Source organism: Pseudomonas sp. PAGU 2196, from assembly GCF_022179005.1.
In the GTDB taxonomy this organism is placed as follows: Bacteria; Pseudomonadota; Gammaproteobacteria; order Pseudomonadales; family Pseudomonadaceae; genus Aquipseudomonas; species Aquipseudomonas kermanshahensis.
The window spans coordinates 322,448-340,739 of the sequence record NZ_BNTL01000002.1; the positions used below are offsets into that span (position 1 = coordinate 322,448).

Below are 18,292 nucleotides of genomic sequence, written 5' to 3' on the forward strand. Positions count from 1 at the left end.
ATGAGTTTGACTCATGTGTTTATGCTGTCAGCGATCCGTTCCCCAGCCCGCATGGCAGGTGCCTAATGTCTCGTCAGCTCCCACCGTTGTATGCCTTGCGCGCATTCGAAGCCGCTGCGCGACTGAGCTCCTTCACCCGTGCCGGCGAAGAACTTTCGATTACCCAGAGTGCGGTCAGCCGCCATATCCGCACCCTTGAACAACACTTCGCCTGCCGCCTGTTCGTGCGCAGCGGCCGCAGCTTGCAGCTGACCGAAGCGGCCAGGGTGTTGCTGCCCGGCGTGCGCGAAGGCTTCGCCGCGCTGGAGCGGGCTTGCGACACCTTGCGCGGCGAAGATGACATCTTGCGCATGAAAGCGCCCTCTACCCTGACCATGCGCTGGTTGCTGGCCCGCCTAAGCCGTTTTCGTCACCTGCAGCCCGGTAACGAAGTGCAACTGACCAGTGCCTGGATGGACGTTGACCATGTCGATTTCAACCAGGAGCCTTTCGATTGCGCGGTGTTGCTCAGCGATGGCGTGTTCCCGGCGCATTGGGAAGTGCGCCGGTTGTTTCCCGAACTGCTGATCCCGGTGGGTGCGCCGGACCTGCTCGATGATGGGCCGTGGGACGAGCGTCGGCTGGCCTGCATCGAACTGCTGCACCCGACCGTGGACAAGCGTGACTGGCGCGAATGGCTGGAGCGCATGGGGCTTAGCGACAAGGTGTCGCTCAAGGGCGGCCAGGTGTTCGATACCCTGGAGTTGGGCATGATCGCAGCGGCGCGTGGCTATGGCATATCGATGGGGGATTTGCTGATGGTGGCCGAGGATGTGGCGCAGGGGCGTTTGAGCTTGCCCTGGCCAACGGCGGTGCCCAGCGGCATGGATTACTACCTGGTGTGGCCGCGCACCCGGCCGGGTGGCGAGCGGTTGCGGCGCTTGAGCGAATTTTTGCACGCGGAGGTGGCGGCGATGGACCTGCCAGATGTGCAGGTCCTGCCGACGCTTGGGCCGCAGCGCGACCCAATGCGGCCCTAAGGCTTACATCGACCCCAGGTTCAGCGCCTGTGCACACGCCTGCAACGAGCGGCGCTCGCTCTGCGCATACAACGCCAGCTCATCCTGCACCTTCAGCCCCAATGCAGCTTCGAACGCCTCACGGTTAGCGTTGCTGCCGTATTCCGCCTGCGCATCATCGCCCAGGTTGGACTGGAAGATCCCCGCCGCACTCACCGGCAGGAAGTCTTCGTACACCAGCGCCTCGAAGTGCACATGCCCCGCGTCGATCAGCCCTTGCAGGGTGGCTGGGCGGTCGCTGTGATCGCGAGCGGCCAGGCCTTTTTCGGTGGCGAAGTAACGGAAGTAGGCCAGGCCCTGTTCACGCATCTGCGCCAGGTCGTCGGGGAACTCGGCGAAGGTCTGGCTCAACAGCGTCCTGTAACGCTCGGCATTGGCTTCGGCTGGCACACCGCCCAAGGCGGCGCGGGTAGCATCAAGCAGTTTGTCGTACAGCTGGCGACCCTTCGGCGTCAGTGCGGCACCGCGTTGTTCGATCTCGCCGAAACGCGCGGTGTGGCTGCCCTCGCTGCCTTGCTGGCCGCAGAAGGCGACTTTTTCCTGCAGCGCCTTGAAGCTGGTCTGGCGCAGCAGGATTGGGTGGCGGCGGGTGGGCGGGCCTTCGACCACGGCCTTTGGCGGAATGCCCTTGGCCGGCATGCCGACCTGGATCGCGTCGATGTCCAGGGTGCGCGGGGTCAGGTGGTTGATGTGCGGGCCCTTGAAGGCCACCACATCGGCAATCAGACGGTGCTGGTCGTGCAGTTGCTGGTACTGCTCGGCGGTTACCGTGGCGTCATGGTGCCAGCGGAAGGTGTGCAGCGCTTCCTGCACGAACGCCTCGGCGTCGGCTGCGCTGAGGCCGCCGTCACGCTCGCACTGGGCAATCAGCTCGAGTACGCGCGGGGTGAAAATCTTGCGTTTGGCCAGGATGCCCTGTGCCAGTTCGCGCAGTTGCGGGTTGTCGATCAATTCCAGGCGCAGCAGCGAGGTGAACACCCGGAACGGGCTGACATGCAGGGACTGCTCGTGCACGGCGCGAAAGGCGGTGGAGTGCACGGGTACGCCTGCAGAGCTGAGGTCGTAGTAGCCGACGGGCTCCATGCCCATCACCGCGAACAGTTTGGCGATGGTGGCCAGTTCTTCGGCGGTGCCGACGCGGATGGCGCCGTGGCGTTCCTGGTCCAGGCGCTCGATTTCGCCGGTCCAGCGCAGCGCTTCGGCCACCTTTGGTTGCTGGGTCATCACCTGCTGGTTGATTTCGCTCACCAGCTCCAGCAGCGTGCCATACAGCGGCACTTCCTGTTTGTACATGAGCGACATGGCGGCAGAGAACTGCGCGCGGATGCTGTCTGGGCTGACGAAATCGTGGGCGGGCATCGCTAGCTTCCTGGTTGGGTTCGGACGCTTACATGAAAGCTGGGAATGCACATGGCTCACAAGCGAAAAAAAGTGCGAGTGTCATTCCTTTTTTGATCGACCTTAGGGCCCCTTCGCGGGTGAACCCGCTCCCACAGGTACTGCACAGCGTTCCAACATTGCACCACCCCTGTGGGAGCGGGTTTACCCGCGAAGAGGCCTTAGTGCCTACAACTGCTCGCGAATCCACTCCACCAACGCCCGCACCTTCGGCACCTCCGCCGCATGCTCGGCATACGCCAGGTAATGCGCCCCGGTACTCTTCATCGCATGATTCCAGGCAATGACCAGGCTCCCTTCATTGAGCTCCTTGGCCACCAGGTACCGCGGCACCAGCGCCACCCCACAGCCCGCCTGCGCCGCGCTCAAGGCCATATAGAACGTATCGAACCGCGGCCCATGGTAGGCGCTGACACTCTGCAGCCCCAGCTCCAGAAACCACTCATGCCACGCCTCTGGCCGCGACGTACTCTGCAGCAGCACCAGCTCGGCCAACTCACCGGCATCGGCCAGCGCCCGCCCGGCCAACAGCTCCGGCGCGCACACCGGCACCACCTCTTCGCGGAACAGCTCCACGCAGGTCGCCCCCGGCCAGGTGCCTTGCCCATAGAAGAACACCACATCCGCCGAGCCTTGCAGCAAAGCGAATGGCTCCATCTCGTTACGGATGTCCAGGTGGATATTGGTGTGGCGCTTGCCAAAGCCTTTGAGGTGGGGGATCAGCCAGCGCACGCCAAAACTCGGTTGAGTGGCTACCTTCAATATCTCGGTCTGCTCGCCATAGGTCAGTACGTAGCGGCTGGACATGTCCACCTGGGTGAGGATCTTGTTGACCTCGGCCAGGTACAGGCTGCCCGCTGGCGTTAGCTGCAGGCGGCGGCGAATGCGCAGGAACAGGTGGTGGCGCAGCATGTCTTCGAGTTGCGCCACTTGCTTGCTGACCGCGCTCTGGGTCAGGTGCAGCTCCTCGGCGGCACGGGTGAAACTTAAATGACGGGCTGCAGCTTCAAAGCACTGCAGGGCGGTCATGGAGGGCACCAAGCGTTTGGACATAGCGGTCTCTGCGGCTCAAATCATTACCTGACGGAATGATATGCGGAATAAAGGTCGTTTGTTGCACTAGTGTGATCGGATTAATACTGATCCACATCATTTTTCCACCCCATCACCGATGTAGGAGATGCACAAATGGTTGCTGGATTGCTCGAGCGCCTTGGCGTTGCCGCCGAGGCTTACACCCAGGGCGACTACCCTGTTCACACGCCGATCGACGGCAGCCAGATCGCCTCGGTGAAACTGCTCGGCAAGGCCGAGACCATCGCCCGCATCGATCAGGCGCAAAGCGCCTTCGACGCCTGGCGCACCGTGCCGGCCCCGCGCCGTGGCGAGCTGGTCCGCCTGTTCGGTGAAGTGCTGCGTGAACACAAGGCCGACCTCGGCGAACTGGTTTCGATCGAAGCCGGCAAGATCACCCAGGAAGGCCTGGGTGAAGTCCAGGAAATGATCGACATCTGCGACTTCGCCGTTGGCCTGTCGCGTCAGTTGTACGGCCTGACCATCGCCTCCGAGCGCCCTGGCCATCACATGCGTGAAACCTGGCACCCGCTGGGCGTGGTTGGTGTGATCAGCGCCTTCAACTTCCCGGTTGCCGTCTGGGCCTGGAACACCGCGCTGGCCCTGGTGGCCGGTAACTCGGTGGTGTGGAAGCCGTCGGAAAAGACCCCACTGACCGCCCTGGCCTGCCAGGCGCTGTTCGAAAAAGCCCTGAAAGCCTTTGGCGATGCACCGGCTGGCCTGGCGCAACTGGTCATCGGTGGCCGTGAAGCGGGCGAAGCGATGGTCGATGACCCACGTGTGCCGCTGGTCAGCGCCACGGGCAGCACCCGCATGGGCCGTGAAGTCGGCCCACGTGTTGCCGCCCGCTTCGGCCGCAGCATCCTCGAACTGGGCGGCAACAACGCCATGATCCTGGCCCCGAGTGCGGACCTGGACCTGGCTGTGCGCGGCATCCTGTTCTCCGCCGTGGGTACTGCGGGCCAGCGCTGCACCACCCTGCGCCGCCTGATCGTGCACCGCTCGATCAAGGACGAAGTGGTTGCCCGCGTCAAAGCCGCCTACGGCAAAGTACGTATCGGCGACCCACGCAAAGACAACCTGGTGGGCCCGCTGATCGACAAACTGTCGTTCGACGCCATGCAGGGCGCGCTGGCCAAGGCCCGCGACGAAGGTGGCCAGGTGTTTGGCGGCGAGCGTCAGCTGGCTGACCAGTACCCGAACGCCTACTACGTGTCCCCAGCCATCGCCGAGATGCCGGCCCAGAGCGACGTGGTTCGCCACGAGACCTTCGCGCCGATCCTCTACGTGCTGGCCTACGATGATTTCGAAGAGGCCCTGCGCCTGAACAACGAAGTGCCACAAGGCCTGTCCTCGTGCATCTTCACCACCGACATCCGTGAAGCCGAGCGCTTCCAGAGTGCCTCGGGTAGCGACTGCGGCATCGCCAACGTCAACATCGGCACCAGCGGCGCCGAGATCGGCGGTGCTTTTGGTGGCGAAAAAGAAACCGGCGGTGGTCGTGAATCCGGTTCGGATGCCTGGAAAGGCTACATGCGTCGTCAGACCAACACCGTCAACTACTCGCGCGAGCTGCCGCTGGCGCAGGGTATCGTGTTCGACTGATGCTGCATGGCCGGGGGCTTTGCCCCCGGTTCGCGGGGCAAGCCCGCTCCCACAGGATCCCCGCTGCCTTTCAGGCCTGTGTGGTCCCTGTGGGAGCGGGCTTGTCCCGCGAATGGGCCGCAAAGCGGCCCCAACAAAACCAGATGCACCCGCAATAAGAACAACACTGCTGGAGCCGGCCATGTCCGAACTGCGTCAACAATGCTTGTGGGAATTCGTCAGCAAACCGACCGTCGCCGCCCAGGCCCTGGCCGGTGAGCACAAGGCCGATGTCTGTGTCATCGGTGGCGGCATCACCGGCCTGTCCGCAGCGATCCACCTGCTCGAACAGGGCAAGTCGGTGATCTTGCTGGAAGCCTGGAAGATCGGCCACGGTGGCTCCGGACGTAACGTCGGCCTGGTCAATGCCGGCACCTGGATCCGTCCCGACGACGTCGAGGCGACCCTCGGCCAGAAGCAGGGCAGCCGCTTGAACAAGGTGCTTGGCGAAGCACCGGGCGAGGTATTCGCCATGATCGAGCGCCTGGGCATCGACTGCCAAGCCCAGCACAAAGGCACGCTGCACATGGCGCACAACGCCACCGGCATTGCCGACCTCGAAGCCCGCCATGAACAATGGAGCCGCCGCGGCGCTGACGTCGAGCTGCTGACCGGCGCCCAGTGCCAGGAATACTGCGGTACCGACAAGATTTCCGCCGCGCTGCTCGACCGCCGCGCCGGCACCATCAACCCCATGGGTTACACCCAAGGCCTGGCCGCTGCGGTTTCGCGCCTGGGTGGCAAGGTGTTCCAGCAGTCCTCGGTCGAGGGCCTGGAGCGCGAAGGCGATGGCTGGCGCGTGAAAACGGCACGTGGCTCGGTGCGCGCCGACAAAGTGGTGATTTCCACCGGTGCCTACACCGAAGGCGACTGGAGCAACCTGCAGAAGCAGTTCTTCCGCGGTTACTACTACCAGGTCGCGTCCAAGCCGCTGCACGGCGCTGCCGCTGACAAGGTGCTGCCGCATGGCCAGGGCTCCTGGGACACCCGCACCGTACTCAGCAGCATCCGCCGCGACGACCAGGGCCGCCTGCTGCTCGGCAGCCTGGGCCGGGTCGACAACAAGCCGGCCTGGTTCGTGCGCAGCTGGGCTGACCGCATCCAGAGCCATTACTACCCTGAGCTGGGCAAGGTCGAGTGGGAGATGCACTGGACCGGCTGCATCGACTTTACCCCCGACCACCTGATGCGCCTGTTCGAGCCGGCGCCGGGGCTGGTGGCGGTGACCGGTTACAACGGCCGCGGCAACACTACCGGGACCGTGATCGGGCGAGCCTTTGCCGAGTTCTTGCTCAAGGACGAAGCGGACAGCCTGCCGATTCCGTTCTCGCCAATGACCGGGGTGAGCGCGCCGTCGCTGCGCACGGCGTTCTACGAGTCCGGGTTCTCGCTGTACCACGCCGGGCAGTGCTTGAGGGTGGTGTTGTAGCCACTGGCCTCTTCGCGGGGCAAGCCCGCTCCCACAAGTACACCGGTGAATTCAACCTTTGCGATGTATCTGTGGGAGCGGGCTTGCCCCGCGAAGAGGCCAGCACAGTGAAAAACATTACTTGTGCAACCAACTGAGAAAGCCACCTTTCTTGATCAGGGTCGGCTTCTGCAGCAACAACGACTCCCGGCTCTGCCGCCTGAACCGCTGCAACTTGCTCAACGCCGTCTGCACCTCGCCCCGCTGCACCAGGCAGCTCTTCACCTGTTCCTTGTCGATGCGGTAAAGCACGCAACTGGTCAGCGTGCGGAACTCGGCAAAGCCGTCGTCTTCGTCGATGATGCCCTCGATCCCCAGCACTTCTCCCGGCCCCATGCGCCCGGCTTCCAGCAGCTTGTCGCCATCGCGAATCGACGCTGAAACCACGCCGCTGCCAATCACCAACAGGTGATCCGAGCGCTCGCCCACACCCAGGATCACTTGGTCCGCCAAGTATTCCACGGCCGTCATGCGCTGGCTCAGCGCATCGCGCTCTTCATCGCTCAGTGAGCGGAACACCCGCACTTCATCCAGCACCTCGCGTTGGCGGCTGCGCGGCGGCAGGGCCAGGTCGACGTTCCACATCACGCCACTGGCCTCCAGGTGCCGATGGGCCAGGTCGAACAGCTGATTGCGCGCGTCGCTCTTGCCGCCCATGTCGGCAACGAAGCCACTGGCTTCGTACTCCACCGACTCCAGGGTCGAAGCCTTCACCGTGACCTTGGGCTTGGGCGTGGCGAGTATCGCGCGCGTGCCCTGCAGGGCCTTTTCCAGCGCATCGAACACCCGCTTGGGGCGCACCTTGGCCGGCACCACCACACTGATCGACACCCCATGCACGTCAGGCGGGCGGCTGTGGTTGAGCAGTTTGGCTTTGGCCGCGACCGAGTTGGGGATCACCGCCAGGCTGCCGGCACTGGTCAGCAGCCGCGTGGCACGCCAGTCGATGTCCAGCACCTTGCCTTCGGTGCCGTCGATGGAGATGGCATCGCCGATCTGATACGGCCGCGTCGTATTCAGCACGATGCCGCTGAACACGTCGGCCAAGGTGCTTTGCAACGCCAGGCCGATGACGATGGCCATCACCCCGGAGGTGGCCAGCAGCCCCTTCACCGGCAGTTGCATCACATAGCCCGCCGCAGCCACCACCGCCGCCAAAAAGATCAGCGCCCCCAGCACATCCTGCAGCAACCGCCCGCCATGGCTGCCACGCGCCACCAGCAACAGCCCGAACACCACGGTCACCGTGCGCGCACCAAACAGCCACCAGCCGATCGTCAGCACTGTCGCCATCAGGTTGCGCGACACATCGTCAGGCCATGGCGGCGGCTGCAAAGGGCTCATGCCCGCGGCCAGCAGCACCCAGCTGAACAGCAGGAAAATCACCAGCCGCGAGCCAATACGCCAGGCCCGGCGTTGGAGGGGGATCAGTTGCCAGAGAATCAGGTCGAGCAGGATCAGTGAAGTGCCGAGCAACAACGGGGACGACTGGATGAAAGCCAGCATGGTGGTCTCGGGGGTGAGGGGAGGGCTTCGGCTAGTAATAGAGCAGGTTGATCGGGCAGGCAATGGGGCTAGCAAATCGATTGCCAATCCATCGTTCACAAAACAGAACGCTAAAGCCAAAAATCGCTATCTACCGCTCCAAAGGTGATGGTTTTAATCTTCTCCCATCAACGCGAAACACCCAACTTACTGAACATCAAAACCCTTAGGAGCAACGACCATGGCCCAATTCAAATACAACCGCCTGAACAAAGACGACGCCGCTGTGCTGCTGGTCGATCATCAGGCTGGCCTGCTGTCCCTGGTCCGCGACATCGAGCCAGACGCGTTCAAGAACAACGTGCTGGCCCTGGCCGACCTGGCCAAGTTCTTCAACCTGCCAACCATCCTCACCACCAGCTTCGAGCAAGGCCCCAACGGCCCGCTGGTGCCTGAATTGAAAGCGCTGTTCCCAGACGCCCCTTACATTGCCCGCCCAGGCCAGATCAACGCCTGGGACAACGAAGACTTCGTCAAAGCGGTAAAGGCGACCGGCAAGAAGCAGCTGATCATCGCCGGTGTAGTGACCGAGGTCTGCGTCGCCTTCCCGGCCCTGGCAGCCTTGGAAGAAGAGTTCGAGGTGTTCGTGGTAACCGATGCGTCCGGCACCTTCAACGCGATGACCCGCGATGCCGCCCATGACCGCATGAGCCAGGCCGGTGCGCAGCTGATGACCTGGTTCGGCGTGGCCTGTGAGCTGCACCGCGACTGGCGCAATGACGTCGAAGGCCTGGCGGCGCTGTGCTCCAACCACATCCCGGACTACCGCAATCTGATGACCAGCTACAACGCCTTCAACGCCGGCAAGTAACCCGCCGCGCACCGGGCACCGACCGTCGGTGCCCGGCAAGGGCAGCACACCCATTCAATCCTCCGCCCGTTCGCTGTTGCACAGTGAGTGCGGGCCAGCTCATCCCAAGGAATGTCGATGAACACCGCACTCCAAGACAACCGCAACGTGGTCACCCTGGTCATCCAGCACAAGGTTCGCGCCGAGGCGCTGGCCGGCTACGAGGACTGGCTCAAGCACACGGTCAGTGCCGCGCGCCGCCAACCCGGCCACCTCGACGTCAACGTGATCCGCCCCGAAGACGGCGGCCGCCACTTCACCACCGTGGTGCGCTTCAGCGATGCCAGCCTGCTGCAGGCCTGGGTCAACTCCACCGAGCGCCAGACGCTGGTCAGCCAGGTGCTGCCGCTGCTGGAGGAGGGTGACAACACCCAGGTTCACGAAGACCCAGAGTTCTGGTTCACCCCACCGAGCACCACAGCGGCACAACCGCCGCGCTGGAAGCAGGCGTTGCTGACCTACCTGGTGATCTGCCCGATGACCATGGTCATTCCGCAACTGCTGGCGCCGTTGTTCGCGCGCTTTCCGCACGTGGGCGGCGCGATCACCGGCAACCTGATCGTCAACCTGTTTGTCATCCTGCCCGTGGTGTTCTACATCATGCCGTGGGTAACCCGCCGCTGCGCCAACTGGCTGCGTGGCTGATTCAGCCCCTTCCCCATAGACGTTCAAGGAGATACCGATATGAGCACACTCGTAACCCGCGATGGCACTTCGCTCTATTTCAAGGACTGGGGCAGCGGCAAGCCCGTGCTGTTCAGCCACGGTTGGCCGTTGGACGCCGACATGTGGGATTCGCAGATGGAATTCCTGGCCAGCCGTGGCTACCGCGCCATCGCCTTCGACCGCCGTGGTTTCGGCCGGTCGAGCCAGCCGTGGAATGGCTATGACTACGACACATTTGCCGATGACATCGCCCAGCTGATCGAACACCTCGACCTGCGTGAAGTGACCTTGGTGGGCTTCTCCATGGGCGGTGGCGATGTCAGCCGCTACATCGCGCGCCATGGTAACGAGCGGGTGGCCGGGCTTGTGTTGCTGGGCGCGGTGACGCCGGTGTTTGGCCAGCGGGATGACAACCCTGAGGGGGTCGAGGCTGCGGTGTTCGAGGGTATTCAGGCGGGCCTGCGTGCCGACCGGGCGCAGTTCATCGCCGATTTTGCCACACCGTTTTATGGCTTGAACCAAGGGCAGCAGGTGTCCCAGGGGGTGCTGACGCAGACCCTGAACATCGCGCTGCTGGCCTCGATCAAGGGCACGCTGGATTGCGTCACCGCGTTCTCCGAGACCGACTTCCGCCCGGACATGGCCAAGATCGAGGTGCCGACCTTGGTGATTCACGGTGATGCGGACCAGATCGTGCCGTTCGAGACCACGGGCAAGAAAGCCGCCGAGTTGATTCTTGGGGCCGAGCTGAAGGTGTATGAAGGTGCGCCGCATGGGTTTGCCGTGACACATGCGCAGCAGCTGAATGAAGACTTGTTGGCGTTCCTCCAGCGATGACGGTGTGAGGCATTCGCGGCGGTCCGGCGCCCCGGTAAACCCGCTCCCACAGGTTCAACACAGCTTTTGGGGCATGTGATGCCCCTGTGGGAGCGGGTTCACCGGGGCGCCGGACCGCCGCGAAGAGGCCGGCCCTGGCAGCACAAAATTTGAACAGGGCTAACCTTCTTCAACCCACCGCACATCCATGCAATCCCTGACCAGGCTTGAACCGGCATGCTCCGCAGTTGCGCTTGCCGCTGCCGCACCCAGACGGAGAAGACCATGTCCCAGGACCCTAACGACAAGAGCCGTCGCCAGTTCCTCGCCACCAGCACCGTGCTCGGTGCCGCCGGCGCGCTCTGGTCCGCATTGCCCTTCGCCGGCTCCGCCGGTTCCGCCCATGCATCCACTCAAGGAGGCTCCATGACCGCCGACCTCATTCTGTTCAATGGCAAACTGCACACTGTCGACCGTGAGAAGCCCACCGCCACCGCCGTCGCCATCAAGGACGGCCGCTTCATCGCCGTCGGCAGCGACGCCGAAGCCATGGCCCACAAAAGCGCCACCACGCAGATCATCGACCTCAAGCAGCGCACGGTCATCCCGGGCCTGAACGACTCCCACCTGCACCTGATCCGCGGTGGCCTGAACTACAACCTGGAGCTGCGCTGGGAAGGCGTGCCTTCGGTAGCCGATGCCCTGCGCATGCTCAAGGACCAGGCCGCCCGTACCCCGACCCCGCAGTGGGTGCGTGTGGTCGGTGGCTGGAACGAGTTCCAGTTCGCTGAAAAGCGCATGCCGACCCTGGAGGAAATCAACCAGGCCGCGCCCGATACCCCAGTGTTCCTGCTGCACCTGTACGACCGCGCGCTGCTCAACCGCGCCGCGCTCAAAGCTGTGGGTTACACCAAGGACACGCCGAACCCGCCGGGTGGCGAGATCCAGCGCAACAAGTTCGGCGAGCCGACCGGCATGCTCATCGCTCGCCCTAACGCGATGATCCTCTACGCCACCCTGGCCAAAGGGCCGAAGCTGCCGCTGGAGTACCAGGTCAACTCGACCCGCCAGTTCATGCGTGAGCTCAACCGCCTGGGCCTGACCAGCGCCATCGACGCCGGGGGCGGCTACCAGAACTTCCCCGACGATTACTCGGTGATCCAGGAGCTGGCAGACAACAACCAGCTGACCGTGCGCATCGCCTACAACCTGTTCACCCAGAAGCCCAAGGAAGAACTCGACGACTTCAAGAAGTGGACCTCCAGCGTCAAGCTGCACAGCGGCACCGACTTCCTGCGCCATAACGGCGCGGGTGAGATGCTGGTGTTCTCCGCGGCCGACTTCGAGGACTTCCTCGAGCCGCGCCCGGACCTGCCGCAAACCATGGAAGAAGAGCTGGAACCGGTGGTACGCCACCTGGTCGAGCAGCGCTGGCCGTTCCGCCTGCACGCCACCTACAACGAATCCATCACGCGCATGCTGGATGTGTTCGAGAAGGTCAACCGCGACATCCCGTTCAATGGCCTGCCGTGGTTCTTCGACCACGCCGAGACCATCACCCCGCAGAACATCGAGCGCGTGCGCGCCTTGGGCGGCGGTATCGCCATCCAGGACCGCATGGCCTTCCAGGGTGAGTACTTCGTCGACCGCTACGGCGCCAAGGCTGCCGAGCAGACCCCGCCGATCCAGCGCATGCTCGACATGGGCGTGCCGGTTGGGGCCGGTACCGACGCGACCCGCGTCTCCAGCTACAACCCGTGGACTTCGCTGTACTGGCTGGTCAGCGGCAAGACCGTCGGCGGCATGGAGCTGTACCCCGAGGGCCTGAGCCGTGACACCGCGCTGCAGTTGTTCACGCAGGGCAGCGCCTGGTTCTCCAGCGAGCAGGGCAAGAAGGGCCAGATCAAGGTTGGCCAGTTGGCGGACTTGGCGGCGTTGTCGCTGGACTTCTTCAGTGTCGAGGAAGAAGCGATCAAGGGCATCGAGTCGGTGCTGACCATCGTTGACGGCAAGGTCGTGTACGCGGCCGGCGAGTTCGACAGGCTCGGGCCACCGCAGGTACCGGTACTGCCGGAATGGTCGCCGGTGGCCAAGGTGCCGGGGCACTGGCGTGTGGGTACGCCATCGCTGGCAGCGGCGGTGCACCAGTGCAGCGGGCCGTGTGGGGTGCATGCACACAGCCACGAGAAGGCGCGGCATTCCAGCGTGCCGGTGAACGACTTCCAAGGGTTCTGGGGGGCATTGGGGTGTTCGTGTTTTGCGTTCTAAGTTGACGTGAGGAAAGGGGCCCGTAAAGGCCCCTTTTTTGTTCAAAAACCGCCTTTGAGTGGGTATTCGATGATCAAGTAGAGGCGGTCGATATCATCGCCTGCCTGGGCTTGGTTGGCGCGGTGGCTGACGTGGGACAGCGCCAGGCTGAGGTCTTTGGCGGCGCCGGACTGCACCACGTACTTGAGGTCGACATCGCGCTCCCAGTGGCGCCCGTCCTGGCCCTGTTGCGCCGTGTAGGCGCCACCTGCCGGGGCATGCGTGCCATCGACACCGCGGCCGCTGACGTAGCGGCCCATCAGGCTCAGGCCGGGCATGCCGAGGGTGGCGAAGTCGAGGTCGTAACGCAGTTGCCACGAACGCTCGCCGGGGCCGTTGAAGTCGGCGTACTTGATCGAGTTGGCCAGGTAGATGGAGTCGCCGCCGACGAAGTCGAAGGGGGTGTCGCCCTCGACCTTCTGGTAGGCCAGGGTCAGCGCCTGGGCACCGAAGCGGTACTTGCCCGCCAGGCTGTAGGCGGTGGTGTCGATGGCGCCAGCGCTGGCGTTGCCGGTATCGCGGGTTTTGTAGAGGTTGCCGTCCAGGCGCCAATTGCCCTCGGCCAGGTTGAGATTGAGGTAGGCCTGGCGCCAGGTGTCTTGCAGCTGGCTGGTGTACAGCGCACCGCCGAACGGGCCATCGGGGGCGAACGTGGCGCCGGCCAGGCTGATAGCGCGGCCATGGGTGGTGGCGCCGTAGCCGGCAAAATCGTCGTGGGTCGAGCTGTTGTCCTGGTTGTTGAACGCAGTGAAGCGGCCCGCCTGCAGGCGCCAGTCGGGCAGGTCGGTGTTCTCCAGCAACCAACCCGTGGCGTATTCGGGGTGCAGGCGTTTGTCGCCGGTGTCGAACACCGGTGTCTCGACAGTCATCTCGCCGTAGCGCAGCAGGGTATTGCCCAGGCGTAGCTTGAGGGCTGCACCGGCGCTGGAATAGTCGGACTCGGCACGCCCATCGCTGTCACGCGGCAGCAAGCCGGTACCGGCATGGCCGCGTCCACCGTCAAGCTTGAGGCCAAGAAAGCCATGCGCGTCGATGCCAACACCCAGCGTGCCTTCGGTGAACCCCGAACGGATTTCACCGATGAAGCCTTGGGCCCATTCCTGGCGGTAGTTTTGGCCGCTGCCGGAAGGCGAGCGGAAGTCGCTGTGCAGGAAGTAGTTGCGGCTGAGCAGCGACCAGCCGGGTTCATCTGCCTGGCTAAGGGCGGGGCAGAGGGCGAGGGAGGCGAGCAGGGCGCGGCCTGGTCCGTGATTGGCGCGGATCATGAGGGCTCCGGGGTGGATGATCCGAGACTGTGAGGCAAGCGTAGGCCAAGGTCTTGTAAGGGTGTGCTGGCCTCTTCTCGGGGCAAGCCCGCTCCCACAGGAATCGCGTGGTCTCCAGGGCGCTGGTGCCCCGCGAAGAGGCCGGTACCGACAGCAACTGACTCAGGCCATGTCGCTGATCGCGAACTCCTCGGCCAGGTGATCGATCAGCGACCGCACCGATGGCAACAACCCGCGCCGTGACGGGAAGATCGCATGCACGATGCCGCACCGCGGGTGCCACGCCGGCAGCAACTCCACCAGCCGGCCCTCGGCCAAGTCTTCGCGCACGGCCACCCGTGGCAAGTGCGCGATGCCAACCCCGGCCACTACAAAATGCCGCAGCGCGAACAGGTCGTCGGTGACCATGCGCGGCGTGTGCGGGATCACGATGCTGCGGCTCATGTCCTCGCCCTGGAACAGCTCCCATTGGTACTCACGCTGGGCGCTGCCCCAATGCACGCTGGGCAGCGTGCCAAGCAGCTGCGGGTCGAAGCCTTCGGGCAGTTGCGCCAGGTACTGCGGATGCCCCACCAGGCACTGGGTGCTGTTGCTCAGCACCTTCATCACCATGTCGGTGTTTTCCAGTGGCGGAAAGCGCACGCGCAGCGCGACATCGAAGCCTTCGTGCAGCAGGTCGACGCGGCGGTTGGTGCTTTCGATGAACAGCTCCACCTGCGGGTACTTGAGCATGTAGCGGGTCAGCATCGGCCCGACCCAGGAATTGAGCAGGGTGGTCGGGCAGCTGATGCGCACCAGGCCGCGCGGCTCGCTGCGGTTGCGCTCGATGATCTCCGCCGCGCCCTCGGCTTCCACGCGCATGGCCAGGCAGCGGTTGTAGTAGGCCTGGCCGATTTCGGTCAACGAGCAGTGCCGGCTGGTGCGGTGCAGCAGGCGCACGCCCAGGCGGTCCTCAAGGTCGGCAATGCGCCGGCTGAGTTTTGACTTGGGCATGTCCAGCGCCCGCCCGGCCGGGGCGAAGCCGCCGTGCTCGACGACTTGGGTGAAGTAGTAGAGGGAGTTGAGGTCTTCCAATGATCGTTCTCCAAATGGAACGCTAAAGGCAATTTTCGCAGTCTACCGCAGCAAAGGTGATGAATTTAATCTGTGCCCATCAACGCGAAACACCCCACTTACTGAAAACATCGAAACCTTTTAGGAGCACGGACCATGAGCAAATTCACCTACAACCGCCTGAACAAAGATGACGCCGCTGTGCTGCTGGTCGACCACCAGGCTGGCCTGTTGTCCCTGGTCCGTGACATCGAGCCGGACAAATTCAAGAACAACGTACTGGCCCTGGCGGACCTGGCCAAGTTCTTCAACCTGCCAACCATCCTTACCACCAGCTTCGAGCAAGGCCCCAACGGCCCGCTGGTCCCCGAGCTGAAAGCGCTGTTCCCAGAGGCCCCGTACATTGCCCGCCCAGGCCAGATCAACGCCTGGGACAACGAAGATTTCGTCAAGGCAGTGAAGGCCACTGGCAAGAAGCAGCTGATCATCGCCGGTGTGGTGACCGAGGTCTGTGTGGCATTCCCGGCGCTGGCAGCCTTGGAAGAAGAGTTCGAGGTGTTCGTGGTAACCGACGCTTCCGGCACCTTCAATGCAATGACCCGCGATGCCGCCCATGACCGCATGAGCCGTGCCGGTGCGCAGCTGATGACCTGGTTCGGCGTGGCCTGTGAGCTGCACCGCGACTGGCGCAATGACGTCGAAGGGTTGGCGGCACTGTGCTCCAACCACATTCCGGATTATCGGAATTTGATGACCAGCTACAACGCGCTGACGGCGGGTAAGTAATCACCCGCTAGTGGCAAACGAAAAGGCCGGCGCCCTGTGAGGGTGCCGGCTTTTTTGTCGCTGTGCTGGCTTGGATCAGCGAGCGCTCAACGCCGCATAGCTGTTCATCAGGTTGCGGTAGTTGGGGATCCGCTGCGACAGCAGATTGCCCAGCCCTTCGATGTCGTTGCGCCAGTCGCGGTGCAGCTCACAGGCCACCGAGAACCAGTTCATCATTTGTGCGCCCGCTTGGGTCATGCGTACCCACGCGGCCTGCTGCACGGTTTCGTTGAAGGTGCCGGAAGCGTCGGTCACCACGAACACCTCGAAGCCTTCAGCCAGCGCCGACAAGGTCGGGAAGGCCACGCACACGTCAGTGACCACGCCGGCGATGATCAACTGCTTGCGGCCTGTCGCCTTGATCGCCTTGACGAAGTCTTCGTTGTCCCAGGCGTTGATCTGGCCAGGGCGGGCAATGTACGGCGCGTCTGGGAACATCTCTTTCAGCTCGGGCACCAGCGGGCCGTTGGGGCCTTGTTCGAAGCTGGTGGTGAGGATGGTCGGCAGGCCGAAGAACTTGGCCAGGTCGCCCAGGGCCAGTACGTTGTTCTTGAACTCGTTGGGCGAGAAGTCCTGCACCAGGGAGATCAGGCCGGTCTGGTGGTCGACCAGCAGCACCACCGCGTCGTCTTTGTTCAGGCGCTTGTAATCCGGTTGGCTCATGAGGGTAACTCCTTGCATTGGGCTTAGGGTGTGAAACTCAGGCGTACTACCCGAAGGTGGTATACCAATGGATAGAAGGCGCTTAAGAATGCGGGCCGGACGCGGCACCTTGCGTGGTCAACCGCCACGCTTTGGGCGGCTGGCCGACCAGGCGGCTGAAAGCCCGGGTGAAATGGGACTGGTCGCAGAAACCACATTCGAGGCTGACATGGGTGATCGGCGCCTCGGTGGCCAGCAGGCGCTTGGCCTTCTCCATGCGCGCCAGCAGGCGCCAGGCCTGGGGCGACAAACCGGTGTTGACCTTGAACGCGCGCGAAAAATGGCTGCGGGTCAGGTTGCACACACCGGCGATCTCGATGATCGACAAAGGGCTGTGCAGCATCAGTTCCTTGGCCTGGCGCAGCCGCGCAGGGGTCAGCGCGCCTGGGGCCGGTGAGGTGCTGCGGATCGTCAGAGGGCTCATGGCGACTCTCCTGTTCAATGAGGAAAGTCTCGCCCCCGCGACATGACAAAGTCCTGAGCCAAACCTGAAGAGTTCTTAATTGTGCAGTGCTGGCCCTGGCCGCTATACCAATACCTTAAGATGCGCGCGTGTTCAGTTTCAGGCCGCTCCCGGCGGCCCGCATTCAAGGCGAAAGAGGCATGCAGGAAAATCCCGCCCACCGCACCGTGGCGATGGTGCTGTTCAATGATGTGCTGTTGCTGGATGTCACCGGCCCCATGGACGCCTTTGCCATCGCCAACCGGTTTTTGCCCGCTGAGCGGCAGTACCGGCTGATCACCTTGGCCGAAGGCCAGGGTACGGTGCGCGGTTCATGCGGGCTGAGGGTGATGGCCGACCTGCGCCTTGAAGAGCTGCCCGAAGCCGTCGACCTGTTGCTGGTACCCGGCGGCCCAGGGGCCTATGACGTCGCGCTGCCGGGCCTTGAGCACTGGCTGCCACAGGCCGTGCGCGGGGCCAAGCGGTTTGGTGCCATCTGCACCGGCGTGTTCTTGCTGGGCCGGGCCGGCCTGCTCGGCGGCTATCGCTGCACCACCCACTGGAACTACGTCGAACGGCTGGCGCGGGCCTTCCCTGAGGCGAACGTCGAGACCGAACAGATCTACGTGATCGACCGCTGCCTGATCACCTCGGGCGGCATCACCGCCGGTATCGACCTGGCGCTGGCCGTGGTCGCCGAAGACCACGGCAAGGCCCTGGCCCTGGAAGTGGCCAAGGTGCTGCTGGTCGCTCGCCATCGTCAGGGCGGGCAAACCCCGTACGGCCCGTTGCTGGCGGCCGTGCCGCGTGATGATTCGCCAACCGCGCGGGTGCAGGCCTATATCGTCGACCATATCGACCAGGCCTTTACCGTGCAGAAAATGGCCGACCTGGTGGCCATGAGCAGCCGCAACTTTGCCCGTACATTCCAGCGCGAGGTCGGTATCACGCCGTTGCAGTACCTGCAAAATGCGCGCATTGACCAAGCGCGCAAACTGCTCGAAGGCAGCGACCTGCCGTTGAAGGTGGTGGCGGCACGCTGTGGGTTTGGCAGTGATCGGCATATGCGCAAGGTGTTTTGCGAGCGCATCGGCATGACGCCAGCACAATACCGGGCGCAGTTTGGCGAGAGCTGAGCCGAGACGTGTGCGATCAGCTAATTGTCTTGTTAAGCGGGAC

Annotated in this window: 16 protein-coding genes; 9 read left to right on the forward strand and 7 right to left on the reverse strand. The window is 63.7% G+C overall.

Annotated elements, in window-relative coordinates; genetic code table 11:
* Positions 1-65 precede the first annotated feature (65 nt).
* Complete coding sequence (locus MFF34_RS02945; RefSeq protein WP_027592180.1) at positions 66-1,019, forward strand: LysR substrate-binding domain-containing protein; 954 nt, start codon at positions 66-68, stop codon at positions 1,017-1,019.
* A gap of 3 nt (positions 1,020-1,022) precedes the next feature.
* On the opposite strand, the gene MFF34_RS02950 is transcribed toward MFF34_RS02945, so the two are convergent.
* Together MFF34_RS02950 and MFF34_RS02955 are read right to left on the reverse strand one after the other, a co-directional pair.
* Positions 1,023-2,417, reverse strand: a complete 1,395-nt coding sequence (locus tag MFF34_RS02950) for a VOC family protein (protein WP_238210142.1) — start codon at positions 2,415-2,417, stop codon at positions 1,023-1,025.
* Between the two features lie 207 nt (positions 2,418-2,624).
* Positions 2,625-3,509, reverse strand: a complete 885-nt coding sequence (locus MFF34_RS02955; RefSeq protein WP_027592182.1) for a LysR family transcriptional regulator — start codon at positions 3,507-3,509, stop codon at positions 2,625-2,627.
* A 135-nt stretch (positions 3,510-3,644) separates the two neighbouring features.
* On the opposite strand from MFF34_RS02955, the gene MFF34_RS02960 reads away from it, so the two are divergent.
* Complete coding sequence (locus MFF34_RS02960) at positions 3,645-5,135, forward strand: aldehyde dehydrogenase family protein (RefSeq protein ID WP_012274799.1); 1,491 nt, start codon at positions 3,645-3,647, stop codon at positions 5,133-5,135.
* Between the two features lie 181 nt (positions 5,136-5,316).
* Positions 5,317-6,603: an FAD-binding oxidoreductase gene (locus MFF34_RS02965; protein WP_027592183.1), complete on the forward strand. Its 1,287-nt coding sequence runs from the start codon at positions 5,317-5,319 to the stop codon at positions 6,601-6,603.
* Positions 6,604-6,720: 117 nt separating this feature from the next.
* On the opposite strand, the gene MFF34_RS02970 is transcribed toward MFF34_RS02965, so the two are convergent.
* Positions 6,721-8,148 carry a mechanosensitive ion channel family protein gene (locus MFF34_RS02970; RefSeq protein ID WP_238210144.1) on the reverse strand — a complete coding sequence of 476 codons (1,428 nt, stop codon included), beginning with the start codon at positions 8,146-8,148 and terminating at the stop codon, positions 6,721-6,723.
* A 220-nt stretch (positions 8,149-8,368) separates the two neighbouring features.
* Between MFF34_RS02970 and ycaC (MFF34_RS02975) the strand changes: the two genes are divergently transcribed.
* The 4 genes from ycaC (MFF34_RS02975) (at position 8,369) to MFF34_RS02990 (ending at position 12,787) form a co-directional block, all read left to right on the forward strand.
* Positions 8,369-8,998 (forward strand): isochorismate family cysteine hydrolase YcaC, encoded by a 630-nt coding sequence (gene ycaC / locus MFF34_RS02975; protein ID WP_027592185.1) that lies wholly within the window; start codon positions 8,369-8,371, stop codon positions 8,996-8,998.
* A gap of 117 nt (positions 8,999-9,115) precedes the next feature.
* Positions 9,116-9,682 (forward strand): antibiotic biosynthesis monooxygenase, encoded by a 567-nt coding sequence (locus MFF34_RS02980; protein ID WP_238210152.1) that lies wholly within the window; start codon positions 9,116-9,118, stop codon positions 9,680-9,682.
* A gap of 39 nt (positions 9,683-9,721) precedes the next feature.
* A complete protein-coding gene (locus tag MFF34_RS02985; RefSeq protein WP_238210154.1) occupies positions 9,722-10,540 on the forward strand; it encodes an alpha/beta fold hydrolase in 819 nt (272 codons plus the stop codon).
* A gap of 405 nt (positions 10,541-10,945) precedes the next feature.
* On the forward strand, positions 10,946-12,787 hold the full coding sequence (locus tag MFF34_RS02990) for an amidohydrolase (RefSeq protein WP_186681499.1): 1,842 nt from the start codon (positions 10,946-10,948) through the stop codon (positions 12,785-12,787).
* A gap of 41 nt (positions 12,788-12,828) precedes the next feature.
* Here the strand turns inward: MFF34_RS02990 and MFF34_RS02995 are convergent, their stop codons facing one another.
* Together MFF34_RS02995 and MFF34_RS03000 are read right to left on the reverse strand one after the other, a co-directional pair.
* Positions 12,829-14,091 carry an OprD family porin gene (locus MFF34_RS02995; RefSeq protein WP_238210156.1) on the reverse strand — a complete coding sequence of 421 codons (1,263 nt, stop codon included), beginning with the start codon at positions 14,089-14,091 and terminating at the stop codon, positions 12,829-12,831.
* 162 nt (positions 14,092-14,253) lie between these two features.
* Positions 14,254-15,165: a LysR substrate-binding domain-containing protein gene (locus tag MFF34_RS03000; protein ID WP_238210158.1), complete on the reverse strand. Its 912-nt coding sequence runs from the start codon at positions 15,163-15,165 to the stop codon at positions 14,254-14,256.
* Between the two features lie 135 nt (positions 15,166-15,300).
* On the opposite strand from MFF34_RS03000, the gene ycaC (MFF34_RS03005) reads away from it, so the two are divergent.
* Entirely contained in the window at positions 15,301-15,930 is a 630-nt protein-coding gene (gene ycaC / locus MFF34_RS03005; RefSeq protein ID WP_099430781.1) for an isochorismate family cysteine hydrolase YcaC, read from the forward strand.
* Positions 15,931-16,005: 75 nt separating this feature from the next.
* Here ycaC (MFF34_RS03005) and ycaC (MFF34_RS03010) read toward each other — a convergent pair whose 3' ends face one another.
* Entirely contained in the window at positions 16,006-16,632 is a 627-nt protein-coding gene (gene ycaC / locus MFF34_RS03010) for an isochorismate family cysteine hydrolase YcaC (RefSeq protein ID WP_004375560.1), read from the reverse strand.
* An 82-nt stretch (positions 16,633-16,714) separates the two neighbouring features.
* Positions 16,715-17,095: an AraC family transcriptional regulator gene (locus tag MFF34_RS03015; RefSeq protein ID WP_050580711.1), complete on the reverse strand. Its 381-nt coding sequence runs from the start codon at positions 17,093-17,095 to the stop codon at positions 16,715-16,717.
* A gap of 179 nt (positions 17,096-17,274) precedes the next feature.
* Here MFF34_RS03015 and MFF34_RS03020 point away from each other — a divergent pair, with 179 nt between their 5' ends.
* Complete coding sequence (locus MFF34_RS03020; protein ID WP_027592193.1) at positions 17,275-18,249, forward strand: GlxA family transcriptional regulator; 975 nt, start codon at positions 17,275-17,277, stop codon at positions 18,247-18,249.
* Positions 18,250-18,292: the final 43 nt, after the last annotated feature.

Bases quoted from the DNA above. Each gene is read 5' to 3' on its own strand.
- MFF34_RS02945 (WP_027592180.1), top strand. From the start codon at position 66: ATGTCTCGTCAGCTCCCACCGTTGTATGCCTTGCGCGCATTCGAAGCC.
- MFF34_RS02950 (WP_238210142.1), bottom strand. From the start codon at position 2,417: ATGCCCGCCCACGATTTCGTCAGCCCAGACAGCATCCGCGCGCAGTTC.
- MFF34_RS02955 (WP_027592182.1), bottom strand. From the start codon at position 3,509: ATGTCCAAACGCTTGGTGCCCTCCATGACCGCCCTGCAGTGCTTTGAA.
- MFF34_RS02960 (WP_012274799.1), top strand. From the start codon at position 3,645: ATGGTTGCTGGATTGCTCGAGCGCCTTGGCGTTGCCGCCGAGGCTTAC.
- MFF34_RS02965 (WP_027592183.1), top strand. From the start codon at position 5,317: ATGTCCGAACTGCGTCAACAATGCTTGTGGGAATTCGTCAGCAAACCG.
- MFF34_RS02970 (WP_238210144.1), bottom strand. From the start codon at position 8,148: ATGCTGGCTTTCATCCAGTCGTCCCCGTTGTTGCTCGGCACTTCACTG.
- ycaC (WP_027592185.1), top strand. From the start codon at position 8,369: ATGGCCCAATTCAAATACAACCGCCTGAACAAAGACGACGCCGCTGTG.
- MFF34_RS02980 (WP_238210152.1), top strand. From the start codon at position 9,116: ATGAACACCGCACTCCAAGACAACCGCAACGTGGTCACCCTGGTCATC.
- MFF34_RS02985 (WP_238210154.1), top strand. From the start codon at position 9,722: ATGAGCACACTCGTAACCCGCGATGGCACTTCGCTCTATTTCAAGGAC.
- MFF34_RS02990 (WP_186681499.1), top strand. From the start codon at position 10,946: ATGACCGCCGACCTCATTCTGTTCAATGGCAAACTGCACACTGTCGAC.
- MFF34_RS02995 (WP_238210156.1), bottom strand. From the start codon at position 14,091: ATGATCCGCGCCAATCACGGACCAGGCCGCGCCCTGCTCGCCTCCCTC.
- ycaC (WP_099430781.1), top strand. From the start codon at position 15,301: ATGAGCAAATTCACCTACAACCGCCTGAACAAAGATGACGCCGCTGTG.
- ycaC (WP_004375560.1), bottom strand. From the start codon at position 16,632: ATGAGCCAACCGGATTACAAGCGCCTGAACAAAGACGACGCGGTGGTG.
- MFF34_RS03015 (WP_050580711.1), bottom strand. From the start codon at position 17,095: ATGAGCCCTCTGACGATCCGCAGCACCTCACCGGCCCCAGGCGCGCTG.
- MFF34_RS03020 (WP_027592193.1), top strand. From the start codon at position 17,275: ATGCAGGAAAATCCCGCCCACCGCACCGTGGCGATGGTGCTGTTCAAT.